The organism is Cohnella endophytica (genome assembly GCF_003628305.1).
In the GTDB taxonomy this organism is placed as follows: Bacteria; Bacillota; Bacilli; order Paenibacillales; family Paenibacillaceae; genus Cohnella; species Cohnella endophytica.
In genome coordinates, this window is sequence record NZ_RBZM01000010.1 from 272,457 (window position 1) to 284,025 (window position 11,569).

The 11,569-nt window shown below is 53.9% G+C and carries 11 protein-coding genes, 1 rRNA gene and 1 other RNA gene; 10 read left to right on the top strand and 3 right to left on the bottom strand.

What is annotated here, in order from left to right; all coding sequences use genetic code 11:
- Window positions 1-35: 35 nt before the first annotated feature.
- From D7Z26_RS22995 to D7Z26_RS23005, 3 genes are all read right to left on the bottom strand, one after another.
- Complete coding sequence (locus D7Z26_RS22995) at window positions 36-1,475, bottom strand: ABC transporter substrate-binding protein (protein ID WP_233567135.1); 1,440 nt, start codon at window positions 1,473-1,475, stop codon at window positions 36-38.
- A gap of 84 nt (window positions 1,476-1,559) precedes the next feature.
- Complete coding sequence (locus D7Z26_RS23000; RefSeq protein ID WP_120979352.1) at window positions 1,560-3,380, bottom strand: sensor histidine kinase; 1,821 nt, start codon at window positions 3,378-3,380, stop codon at window positions 1,560-1,562.
- Window positions 3,377-4,936, bottom strand: coding sequence for a response regulator transcription factor (locus tag D7Z26_RS23005; protein WP_158602411.1), 1,560 nt, complete (start codon window positions 4,934-4,936; stop codon window positions 3,377-3,379). The genes D7Z26_RS23000 and D7Z26_RS23005 overlap by 4 nt, the downstream gene beginning before the upstream one ends.
- 249 nt (window positions 4,937-5,185) lie before the next feature.
- On the opposite strand from D7Z26_RS23005, the gene rpmE reads away from it, so the two are divergent.
- The 10 genes from rpmE to D7Z26_RS23055 all read left to right on the top strand — a co-directional run.
- Window positions 5,186-5,383 carry a 50S ribosomal protein L31 gene (gene rpmE / locus D7Z26_RS23010; protein WP_120979354.1) on the top strand — a complete coding sequence of 66 codons (198 nt, stop codon included), beginning with the start codon at window positions 5,186-5,188 and terminating at the stop codon, window positions 5,381-5,383.
- Window positions 5,384-5,447: 64 nt separating this feature from the next.
- On the top strand, window positions 5,448-5,855 hold the full coding sequence (locus tag D7Z26_RS23015) for a hypothetical protein (protein ID WP_120979355.1): 408 nt from the start codon (window positions 5,448-5,450) through the stop codon (window positions 5,853-5,855).
- A 79-nt stretch (window positions 5,856-5,934) separates the two neighbouring features.
- Window positions 5,935-6,200: signal recognition particle sRNA large type (gene ffs / locus D7Z26_RS23020), an RNA gene on the top strand.
- A gap of 184 nt (window positions 6,201-6,384) precedes the next feature.
- A complete protein-coding gene (locus D7Z26_RS23025; protein WP_233567136.1) occupies window positions 6,385-7,515 on the top strand; it encodes a two-component system sensor histidine kinase NtrB in 1,131 nt (376 codons plus the stop codon).
- Between the two features lie 78 nt (window positions 7,516-7,593).
- The gene (gene dnaX / locus D7Z26_RS23030; RefSeq protein ID WP_120979356.1) at window positions 7,594-9,369 is read left to right on the top strand and encodes a DNA polymerase III subunit gamma/tau; all 1,776 of its coding nucleotides are present in this window, start codon (window positions 7,594-7,596) and stop codon (window positions 9,367-9,369) included.
- Between the two features lie 53 nt (window positions 9,370-9,422).
- Entirely contained in the window at window positions 9,423-9,734 is a 312-nt protein-coding gene (locus D7Z26_RS23035) for a YbaB/EbfC family nucleoid-associated protein (protein ID WP_120979357.1), read from the top strand.
- A gap of 36 nt (window positions 9,735-9,770) precedes the next feature.
- Window positions 9,771-10,370, top strand: coding sequence for a recombination mediator RecR (gene recR, locus D7Z26_RS23040; RefSeq protein WP_120979358.1), 600 nt, complete (start codon window positions 9,771-9,773; stop codon window positions 10,368-10,370).
- Window positions 10,371-10,539: 169 nt separating this feature from the next.
- Window positions 10,540-10,797 (top strand): hypothetical protein, encoded by a 258-nt coding sequence (locus D7Z26_RS23045; protein ID WP_233567137.1) that lies wholly within the window; start codon window positions 10,540-10,542, stop codon window positions 10,795-10,797.
- Entirely contained in the window at window positions 10,794-11,060 is a 267-nt protein-coding gene (locus D7Z26_RS23050) for a pro-sigmaK processing inhibitor BofA family protein (RefSeq protein ID WP_120979359.1), read from the top strand. The genes D7Z26_RS23045 and D7Z26_RS23050 overlap by 4 nt, the downstream gene beginning before the upstream one ends.
- Before the next feature lie 393 nt (window positions 11,061-11,453).
- Window positions 11,454-11,569 (top strand): 16S ribosomal RNA (locus D7Z26_RS23055); the annotation flags it as partial.

An 11,569-nucleotide genomic window follows, 5' to 3' on the forward strand; every position in this document is an offset into this window, starting at 1 on the left:
GATGGTCGCCGTCTCGTCTCCCTTCCGTTTGCCGCCTATTTCACGTCGCGGCGACCTTTCACTTGCGCTTGCGCTTTCTCCGCGATCGCATCCATCGCTTGCTGCGCGGTCTGCTGTCCGAGCCACACCTTATCCAACGCCGGATTGACGATGTCCATGATCTTGTTGAAGTTTTTGACATAACCGGTCGGAGTCTGATGGCTGTAGCCCAGCATCATGTCGATGACGGCGTCCTGGTAGCCGGGCGTCCGTCCCTTGGAATTCGCCGTCCACTTCTCGATCAGCGAAGGATCCTCATACCAACTCTTTAGCGCAGGCATCCAAAGTCCTTTCTGGTTCAGCTCCAGCGTGCCTTCCGGATCGAGGAGCGCTTTGACGAGCCCCCACGCCTCTTGAGGATGCTTGGTGGATTTGAAGACCGAGAACATGCCGCACACGACCGTCGTGATCGGCGTCTTCATAACCGGCAACGGCGCAACATCGTAGTTGACGTTCGTGTTGCTCAGGTCGAAGTTCGCCCATTGTCCGTCAATGACCATCGCGACTTTCTTGGTTTGCAGTGCGACGTTCGTGCCCGGCACGTTTTTGGATTGCACCGGGGATGGGGCCACGTGATGCACGTTGACCAAATCCGCCACCTTCTGCAACGCTTCCACCGCTTCCGGCTGATTCAGGCCGAACGTCTTGCCGTCCGCGGATAAGAAATCGCCGCCATTGCTAAAGATGAAGTTGGACCAGGGGCCCCACCAACCGTTAGCGCCGTTGACGCCGAACTGCTTGATTTTCTTCGGATTGAAATCGGGATCGGACGCGTTTTTACCGTTTTCGTCAATCGTTAACTTCTTTGCGGCTTCGACGAACTGGTCCCACGTCCAGGCTTCAGCCGCTTTCGCGGATGGCGGCGTAACGCCTGCGTCCTTGAACATGTCGACATTATAGTACAAGGAGAACGTTTCCGGGCCGGGGGCAATGCCGATCAGATTACCGGGCTCGGAATAATAGGAGATGTTCGGAATAAGGCGGTCGGCGCTGAGCTCCGAATCCGAATCGACGAATTGCTGGAGGTTCAGGAACTTGCCTTCCTCGGCCAAGGGGAAGGCGATGGAGCCGGACTCCATCATCGCCACGTCTGGCTCCTGGTTACCCGCAACCATCGTCGTGAGCTTCGTGTCATAGTCGGTCGGGATGTGCTCCAGCTTCACGGTGATGTTCGGATACTTCTGATGGAAACGGTCGATCGCTTTTTGGTATGTCTGTACTTCGCCGGGACTTCCCCACAAGGTCAGCCGGAGCGTAACCGGGTCATTGGACGCCAATTCGTCCGAGCCGCTCGTCTGTGAGGCTTCCGGGCTGCTTGCTCCGGCACCGTCCGATGACGCCGGGTTTTCCGACTTCGACGAACATGCGGGTAGCGCTATTGCCGCCGTCAATAGGAATATCAGAATAAATGCAAACGCTTTCGATGATCTTTTCAAATTCAAGCCCCTCCCGAATTCGCTAGTTTTCGATTCATAGCTGCAGTCTATGATGTCTTCACTATATCAGCCGGTTGTCGTCCGCTAAATCCGATTTTGATTCGATTTGGTGGACTTCCCTTGGGTTTCCGCGGAATCGAGCGGAAGGAGGATCTCCACGATCGTTCCTCCCGCGGCGGAAGGATGAATTTCGACCCCGTATTCCTCGCCGTACTGTAGGCGGATGCGCGATCTTATATTGCCGATGCCGACGGATTTTCTTTTGCCGTCATTGTTGCTCGAAGTGATCGCGCCGCCGATCCCGCGGCCGTTATCCGTAATCGCGAATACGCGGCGATCGTTCTCGATCCGACCGGAAACGACGATGACGCCGCCGTCTTCCATCTGATCGAAGCCGTGCAGAATGGCGTTTTCGACGAATGGCTGGAAAAGGAGGCGAGGCACCTTATAGGCGTACAAGTCAGGCTGGATCGCATAGCGCACCTCGAACTTGCCTTCAAAACGCATGGACATGATATGAAAATAATTGTTCAACCATTCGATTTCTTCGGACAAGTGGACGAGATCCCAGTCCTTGCTGACCGTATAGTGCAGCATGTTCGACAGGCATACGAGCATTTTGCTCAATTCCTTCTGCTGGTTCTCGATTGCCATCCAGTTCATGACATTTAGCGTGTTGTAGAGGAAATGAGGGTTCATTTGCAGGTTCAAGGCTTGGATCTCGGCCTCCTGCTCTTTCATTTTGATTTCGTAGTTCTCGTTGATCAGCAGTTGAATACGGTTATTCATATTGTTGAACTTGCGGATCAGAATGCCGAATTCATCGTTAGCCGCCGGCTCCACGCGGGTCTGAAAATCGCCTTCCCCGACGAAGCGCATGGCTGCCATCAGTTTCTTGATCGGATCGGTGATGCGACGCAGGACGAAAAACGCCAGCGTGACGGCGACCAAACCGAGCAGAATGGCCGTGGACAAAGTGGAAGTCAGGATCGACGGCACGATCTGATCGACCAAGGCCGTCTCGGGTATGACGACGACGGACAGCCACCCGGTCACCTTGGACCGGTCGAAGCAGACGATTCTGTTTTTCCCGTCCAATCTGAGCTTCTGCGTACCGGTTCCCTCATTCAGCAGCGGACGCACCCAGTCGTCCTCGAACGTGGTTGTCAACTTGCTGGAATCGGAATGGGCCACGATCTTGCCGTTCGGAGCAATGACGAAATACGTAGAGTCGGCGGGAATGCTCCGTTCGAACAGCGAGCGGAACAGATCGGCTTTCAGATTGATCGTCAGCACCGGCCGCTCCACGCCCGGATTCAGTTTCATCATGGTGCTGTTTTCAAGGTGGGAGAAATTGAGCAGTCGGGTCGCCGAAAATAAGTACCGATAATCGTAATAATTGGCTGTCTTCAGCCACGATAGATTAAACATCTCTACAAAGTCGTAGGTGGGGTACCAAACCATTTTGCCGCCCGCCTCCACGGCTTCCCGATAAATGAGGGTTTGCGCTGGTTCGCCTTGCGGCATCGTGCGACTGGAACCGAATGCGTAGTAGGACGTCCAAATTTGATAAGTGTACAAATCCTCTTGCTGCGAGAATTGGCGACTGAGGATCGCGGATATTTTGCGGTCGGCTTGGAGCAATTCGTACTGACTGGTCGGATCGAGACGGTTAAAAATATCGAACAGCTCCTTGTCCGCGAACAAGGTCATGCTGTCGGCCTCGATCTGATTCAGCTTGGTGTCCATGACTTCATTGCTCTTCTTGACGATCTGGTAAACATTCTGCTGCGCCTGCTTCGTCACGACATTTAAGCTCGTCCGGTAGAACAGCGTACCCAGAACGATCAACGGCAGCGCAATCAAGATCAGATTGCTAATTAGCAGCCTGGATCCAAGCTTCATGGCGTCATCCTCCCGAGTCGCTGATGGCGGTAAGCTTCCGGCGTCATCCCGACGTGTTTCTTGAACAGCCGGCAAAAGTACTTCGTATCGCGGTAGCCGCACAATTCGGCGACAGCATATACTTTGAGGACGCTATCGGAATCGCCGAGCAATTCCCTGGCCTTCTTCATCCGCGCCTCCGTCAAATATTCCGAGAAAGAACGGCCGGTATAGCTCTTGAACATCGTGCTGAAATAAGAGGAGTTGAAATAATACCGTTCGGCGACGACTTCAAGCGTCAGTTCCTCCATATAGCGCTCTTGAATCAAGCGGACGCACGACTCCATGGCGTATTCGCTACGACCTCGCTTCGTTGACTGCAATGCGTGCGACAAATCAAGAAGCCGCGCTTCCATAACGGACAGAACGGCGAAATACGTTTCGCACGCGGGTATTTCCGTCCAGGCGGCGTCCGTCAGCCGGGCGGCGGTATCCCGGTCCAGCAACTCCCGGCAGCGGCTCTTGAGCTTCATGACGGTAAGTGAAGCGCTTTCCAAAATGCGTGCCGGATCCGTCCATCCATCGCCTGCCTGCTTGTCGAAAGCCGTGCGGCAATTTTCGATCGCCCGGTCGGATTGCCCGCCGCGGACGGCTTCGAACAACGCCTCCGCGTCCAATTCCAGCGTTTCGTTCGACGTCGAGATTCGTTCGTCTTGAAACACGATCCCGTTCCATCGGTCATAGAACGTTAGGCGCAGTGCCGAATGCGCGGACCGATAGGAGTCCGGACCTTGCGCAAGCAGATCATTGCAAAACCCTCCGATGCCATGAATCAGCTTCCCGCCCTCATAACGCGAGCTGTCCGCCATCCCCTCGAGCAGCCGGCGAATTTCCCGGCGATTTGCCAGTGCCAGCTCCGAACCGCTCACCACAGTAACGGCGCGAAGCTTTTCCTCTCCGGCTTCGATCAGGTATGCCCGGGCCGATCCGAACGGCTCCCATGCCCGCTCCAGATCGCCGCGCAGCGCCTCGCCTTGTACCGCATGCCTTCCGTCGTCCGCGCATGCGCATTCCGTGTATGCGACCAAGCCGGTTCCCGCGGCGATTCCCGCCTTTTCCAACGCGTCGCACTGCGGCGGATCAAGACGGCCGTTCAGCCAGGCCAGCACGGGCAATTCCTTCTTCGCGCCGCCGTGTTCGGCTTGTCCGTCATTCATATGAGCTTCAATTCGGAGCAGGATCGTCTCCACCTTCTCCGTGTCCACGGGCTTCAGCAAATAATCGAAAGCCCCGTGCCGGAGGGCGGTTTGCGCGTATTCGAACAAATTGTAGGCGGATAAAAAAACGACCTTCGGACGAACCTTTAGGTCGTGTAGCTTCTCCAGAAACGCGAGTCCGTCCATCTTGGGCATGCGGATATCGGTAAATACGATCTCGGGCAACTCCGATTGAACGGTTGCGAGCGCCTCAAGGCCGTTATTGGCTGTCAGTACCTCATAGTCCGGTCTGAGAGATCGGATTAAGCTCAACATGCCTCGCCGATGCCTGGCTTCGTCGTCTACCACCAATATTTTCATGCTCTCCCAGCCTTTCTGCCGATGTAGCTTCATTATAAGGAAAAAACCGACAATACCCTAGTCACAATCATTGGATTTAGTGGATTCTGATTGGAATCTCCCGCGGCAAACGGAACGATCGTAACTAAACGGCTAAATGGACGGGCTTTAGTTTGGATGTTGTCATTGAGGGTCCGCCGTGCTATAATCTTTTCACGTGTCAATTACTCTGGATCCGCATGAGGTTCAGGGCAGAAAGAGGTGAACCCTTTGAAACCATCCATTCATCCGCAATACAATGTGATTACGGCATCTTGCGCATGCGGAAACACTTTCGAAACAGGTTCGATCAAATCGAATCTTAAAGTAGAGATCTGTTCGGCTTGCCACCCGTTCTACACAGGTAAACAAAAGTTTATCGATGCAGGCGGTCGCGTAGACAAGTTCAAAAAGAAATACGGAATTTAATCGAATTGCCGTATAGAGATAAGCCTCCCTTGAAATCCTACCGGATAAAAGGGAGGTTTTTTTCATGCTCAAGCAAGGGATTAGGATGCTGTTAACGGCAATGCTGGTTAGCGTGTTGCTTACATCGGCAGGCTGTGGCAAAAATAATACCGGCAACAACGCGGAGGGGCTAAGCGCCAAAAGCTATAAGAACGACGGTTATCTCGGTATGACGAACGCCCATCCGCAACTGCCCGGTCATCACGTCGTAACGAATTACTCGAGGGATAACGTCACGATGACGCAGGCGATCCAGAACCTGCGCGGAGTCGCGGGTTCCACCGTTACGTTTAACGGCGCGGATGCTTACGTAACGATCAAACGGAAGGCGGGAATGCTGGCGAGGGAAGTTCCTACGATGGAGCAGCAAGCCGCTACCGTTCTTCGGTTTAACTATCCGCGTTACACGATTCACGTTACGTCGATCAAATAGGACCGCGGTTAATAAGACTTGGGAGGGAACTTCTTCCGTCAGTTGCACTTCCCGCCGCAATTCGCTATACTTAGCTTTGCCGTGCTAGACGGGGAGGTAGCGGTGCCCTGTAACTCGCAATCCGCTCCAGCGAGGTTGAATTCCTGTTTTAGGTTTTGCGATGCAGGTTCCGGTAAGTTTCGTGCCGTGTTGACGGCAGAGTCCTCCGCAAGGGACGGCCATGAACCCGGTCAGGTCCGGAAGGAAGCAGCCATAAGTGGTTTAGTTCTTGTGCTGGAGGGTTGCTCGGCCCGAGCGACACACTCTTATACGGCTGGATCGCAATTATCGAGATCAGGTGCACGGTTCTCAAATGCGAATAAACGAAGCATCTTGGCTTTCATGCCATGATGCTTCTTTTTGTTATGCGCCCATTTCTTTCAGGTACTTTCAGAAAATACTTCTCGCGGCTTAGGCCTAAAGGAGGGAATTACCCCAATATACCGAATATTTACATTTGGGCTGGCTTCGTTGACCGGAGGTGAGACGTATGAAAGACGATCCGGCCATGCTCGCAGACAACGATTCCGTACAACTGAAGCGCAACGACCTTGACTCTTATATCCGGCAATTCGCGAATCGTTTTCTGACGTTGGAGAGCATCGGCGTACTGTTAATAAATTCGGATTTCCGTATCGTCGAAGCGAGCGATATGATTTGCGCCGTATTCGGCTGCGAACGCTCGGACGTAATCGATCAACCGGTGGAAGCCTGGATGAGCTTCGTTGACATGCAACAACGGCCGTTTGACCGAAGTTTGATCGAGGGCGCGTCGTTCCGTAACCGAGAGCTAAATTGGACGAGGGATAAGATTAGCATCAAATTAATGCTGGATGGAGAAACGCTGCAAGAAGACGGCCTGATAACGGGGGCATTCGTGCTCTTCCGGGACGTGTCTCATTTGCTGAATCTGGAGGAGCAGATTAGACGCTCCGATCGGCTGAAGACGATCGGGCAGATCGCTGCGGGGACGGCCCATGAGATTCGCAATCCGTTAACGGCGATCAAGGGGTTCATGCAATTGCTGAACAGGACGCTGGCCGATCGGGAGATGGTCAAAGAAAGGGAGTTCGTAGGCATCGTCCTGACGGAATTGGAGCGGGTGAACGATCTCGTCAGCGATTTTCTGCTGCTAAGCAAGCCTAAGGAAGCGAAACGGGCTTCCATGCGCGTAGGGAAAGTGCTGCAGGAAATACTCCCGATGATCCGGAACGAGGCGCTTCTTCATAGCGTAACCGTGATCTATCGCCCAAAGCCGGAGCTGCCCCCGATACTGGCAGACAAGGAATTGCTGAAACAAGTATTTTTGAATCTTGGCAAAAACGCGATCGAAGCTATGGGCGAAGGAGGGACATTAATAATTCGCGAGAATCATTATCCGTACGAATCCGATAAAATCGCGATCGAGATTCAAGATACGGGGCCGGGAATTCCGCCGGATTTCCTGGACAAAGTGTTTGACCCTTTCTTCACGACGAAGCCGCAAGGAACCGGACTGGGACTATCCGTGTGCCAGCGGATCGTTCATGACTTAGGCGGCAGCATCGAGGTGTTATCGAGCGAAGAGGGCACGAAATTTATCGTGTGGATTCCTTACGACGGGGGAGAACGCGGGGATTAATATACATACTGCCGGTGGAGCGCGGTCTCCCTATGTTGTATAATGAATGAAACGGTAAGCTGACGGGAGCGACAAGCAATGGCACATCTTGCTTTGTACCGAGCCTGGCGTCCCCAGACGTTCAAGGACATGGTCGGGCAACAACATATCGTACAAACTTTGCAGAACGCGATCCGCGAGGATCGGTTATCCCATGCTTACTTGTTCAGCGGGCCTCGGGGAACGGGAAAGACGAGCGCGGCGAAAATATTGGCCAAAGCGGTCAACTGCGAACACGGCCCCTCCACCGAGCCTTGCAATGAGTGCTCTCAATGTCAGCGGATTACGAGCGGTTCCGTCATGGACGTCGTCGAGATCGATGCGGCCTCGAACCGCGGGGTCGAAGAAATCCGCGATATTCGGGATAAAGTGAAATATTCGCCGACGGAAGTGCGGCGTAAGGTGTATATTATCGACGAAGTGCACATGCTGACGACGGAAGCCTTTAATGCACTTCTCAAAACATTGGAGGAGCCGCCCGGCCACGTCATGTTCGTGCTTGCGACGACGGAGCCGCACAAGCTGCCGCCAACGATCATTTCCCGTTGTCAGCGTTTCGACTTCAGGCGCGTTTCATTGGAAGAGCAATCGAGCCGGCTTCGGGAAATTTGCTCGGTGGAGAAGATCGGGGCGGAAGAGGAAGCGATTCGTTATATCGCCCGGTTATCCGACGGGGGAATGCGCGATGCGCTAAGCCTGTTGGACCAGATCTCTTCCTTTACGGGCGGGCAAGTAACGTTGGCGCATGCGGTCGAGGCGACGGGAGGCTTGCCTTCCGAGCAATTCTCGAGGCTTGCGATCGCGGTTCGCGACCGCGATGCTTCCAAGGTGTTGCTGGAGATCGACGAGATGATGCGTGCGGGCAAGAGCGCGGATAAGAGTCTGGAGCAGCTCATGCATTACTTCAGGGACCTGTTGCTGGCGCAATTGGCGCCGGATGCCGGAGACTCTTCGGGTCGTATCGCCAATCCAGCGGAACTGAAGGAAATGTCGAGTGGATTTTCTCGCGAGCGGTTATTTGCTATTATTGACTTGCTCAATCGTTATCAGGGCGAGATGAAGTACGCGGCCCATCCGCAGACGATGTTCGAGATCGCCTTGCTTAAGCTGTGCTCGGACGAACCGATTGCTTCGTCGGGCGCCGGGGAGGCTAACGCTGCCGGCGGCGGAGTCGGGCGCGTAGAGCTGGGTCAACTCAAGCAGCAGATCGCGGCGCTGGAGAGCAAGCTCGGTTCTTTGCTTGCCGGCGGTGGCGGCAATCACGCTTCGGGCGGTTCTTCGCCATCAAGCTCGAGCGGCAGTTCTAGGGCGAGCTCAGTCGGCGGCGGTAGCGGGTCCGGCGCATCGCGTCCGGCGCAAGTCTCGCGCGCGAAGCTGAATGCTTTCGTGGAGGCGCATGCCGGCTCGGGGCCATCGATCGCGAAATGGCCGCAAATTCTCCAGAGAGTCAAGGAGGAACGGGTAACCGTTCATGCGTGGCTGACCGACGGAGAACCGGTTGCATATGCGGACGGTGCGATGGCGGTCGCGTTCAAGAATACGATTCACCGCGAGACGACCGAGAGACCCGCGAACAAAGGCGTTATCGAAGGGGTTCTAAGTTCTATTTACGGTCAACCGACCCAGTTGGTCACCCTGATGCAGAAGGAATGGCAAGAAGCGGTTGCGGAAAGCTCCGGTCAACCGAAAGCCGATCGCGCGGGAGAGGAACTGCAGCTCATCCCGGACGACGAATCGGGAGAGAAGGCCGAGCCGCTAATCGACGAAGCCGTCCGATTGTTCGGGGAACAATTGGTCACGATTAAAGACGACTAACTTAGGTTGGTCGGCCGCATGGCATACCACTATATTCTAGGAGGCTATCCTCAATGAACAACATGAACCAAATGATGAAGCAAGTGAAGAAGATGCAAGAGCAAATGATGAAAGCTCAAGAAGAGCTGGGAACCAAGACGATCGAAGGCACGGCGGGCGGCGGAGTCGTAACCGTGTCCATCAACGGCCACAAGAAACTTCTCGATATTAAGATCAAGCCGGAAGCCGTCGATCCTGAAGACGTGGAAATGTTGCAAGACCTCGTTCTTACGGCCGTTAACGACGCGTTGTCGAAAGCGGATGAACTCGCTAACCAAGACATGAGCAAATACACCGGCGGAATGAAAATCCCAGGATTATTCTAAACCCCCGCAAACGATAAATAGAGGAGACTGGAGCCCTTGTTTTATCCAGAACCGATTGCCAAGCTGATCGACTCCTTCTCCCGCCTTCCGGGCATCGGGCCGAAGACGGCCGCCAGGCTCGCTTTTTACGTGTTGCGAATGAAGGAAGAAGACGTGATCGATTTCGCGAAGGCGTTGGTTAACGTCAAGAGGAATCTCACCTATTGCTCCATTTGCTGCAATATTACCGATACGGACCCTTGCCGGATTTGTTCGGATAAGTCCAGGGACGTATCGGTCATCTGCGTCGTCCAGGAGCCGAAGGACTTGGTGGCGATGGAGAGGACCCGCGAATTCAACGGCCATTACCATGTGCTGAACGGCGCGATCTCTCCGATGGACGGCCTCGGACCCGATGACATCCGGATCGCCGAATTGGTGCGCAGACTGGGCGATGATACCGTGCAAGAGCTCATCTTGGCTACGAACCCCAACATTGAGGGAGAAGCTACCGCGATGTACCTTTCCCGTCTCGTGAAGCCGTTCGGCATTAAAGTGACTCGCATCGCTCATGGACTTCCGGTCGGAGGAGATTTGGAGTACGCGGACGAAGTGACGATTTCCAAAGCCTTAGAAGGCCGGAGAGAGCTTTATTAGCGGTATGGCGGAATTGGCGGTAATAACGAACTTATACAATGAGGCGCCCCTGGGCGTCTTTTTTTCGTAGTTGAGTCAGGTTGGAGTTCTAATCGATTCGTCCCGTGTATACATATAGTAATGGGTTGTCCCAATGGGCTGCCCCTTGCGAGACGCGGGAGGGATCGTCGTGGTCTGGAATAAGAAACGGGAATCGGCGCCGGTACAGTCGATCGAACAACAAAGGCTGGTTGCGGATATTCGCAAAGCGGAGCATGAACGGAGCGTCGCGGAGTGGAGGTTCCATTACGCGCTCGGCGAAGATCAAGTGGATTATGCGATCTATTGTCTCGAAGCAGCGGAGAAAAAGCTTAGCATGCTTCATAAACAAGCGAAGTGGCATTGGAACAATGTCTCCGTTATCAAGGAAAGCGAGGGGGCGGGATGAAAACGTTCTGGCTCGCGCTGTTAGTCGTATCGGGCGTATCGCTGGGTTACGTGCTTATTAGACGGAAAGCCCCCAAAGGTTGGTTGATGCGCTTTGGATTGCATCTGGTCATGGCGGCGTTGGCGTTATATGCGCTGAACTTCTCCGGTTGGGTGAACGGGTGGTATGTCCCTCTAAATCCCTTCACGATCGGGACTGTCGCGGTGCTGGGCGTTCCGGGAGTCGGTCTGGTGCTAGGCTTGCAATGGGCGTTACTTGTATGAAGGAACCTGCGGGAGCGGGTTCTTTGTTCGTTGCATGCTTGGCCGAATGTAGGGAAGACTTTAAGGAGTGAAAAAAGTTTACGAAAATGGTTGACGGGCACTTGGCGGACGTGATATATTATTTCTCGCGCCTGATGGACACATCGGTCGGCTCGAGAGAAAGAAGTTAACTGGTAGAAATTACTTGTTGCAATCGAGGTAGGCGCTGTGATATATTAATCAAGTCGCCGTTAGCGCGGACGACGAAAAACGAAACACAAATTGTTCTTTGAAAACTGAACATTGAGCGTAAGAAACAAACAATCGTCGAGGTCGACTTTCGAGTCGGCGGAGACAAACCAGCAATACAGATTGAGCCTCAAAGGCTCTTTAATAAGAAGCTTCGGCTTCACTATTATGGAGAGTTTGATCCTGGCTCAGGACGAACGCTGGCGGCGTGCCTAATACATGCAAGTCGAACGAATCTAGAAGTTAGCTTGCTAACTTCTAGGTTAGTGGCGGACGGGTGA

Coding starts and splice junctions, on each gene's coding strand:
- D7Z26_RS23000 (WP_120979352.1), bottom strand. CDS start 3,380: ATGAAGCTTGGATCCAGGCTGCTAATTAGCAATCTGATCTTGATTGCG.
- D7Z26_RS23005 (WP_158602411.1), bottom strand. CDS start 4,936: ATGAAAATATTGGTGGTAGACGACGAAGCCAGGCATCGGCGAGGCATG.
- D7Z26_RS23015 (WP_120979355.1), top strand. CDS start 5,448: ATGCTCAAGCAAGGGATTAGGATGCTGTTAACGGCAATGCTGGTTAGC.
- D7Z26_RS23025 (WP_233567136.1), top strand. CDS start 6,385: ATGAAAGACGATCCGGCCATGCTCGCAGACAACGATTCCGTACAACTG.
- dnaX (WP_120979356.1), top strand. CDS start 7,594: ATGGCACATCTTGCTTTGTACCGAGCCTGGCGTCCCCAGACGTTCAAG.
- D7Z26_RS23035 (WP_120979357.1), top strand. CDS start 9,423: ATGAACAACATGAACCAAATGATGAAGCAAGTGAAGAAGATGCAAGAG.
- D7Z26_RS23050 (WP_120979359.1), top strand. CDS start 10,794: ATGAAAACGTTCTGGCTCGCGCTGTTAGTCGTATCGGGCGTATCGCTG.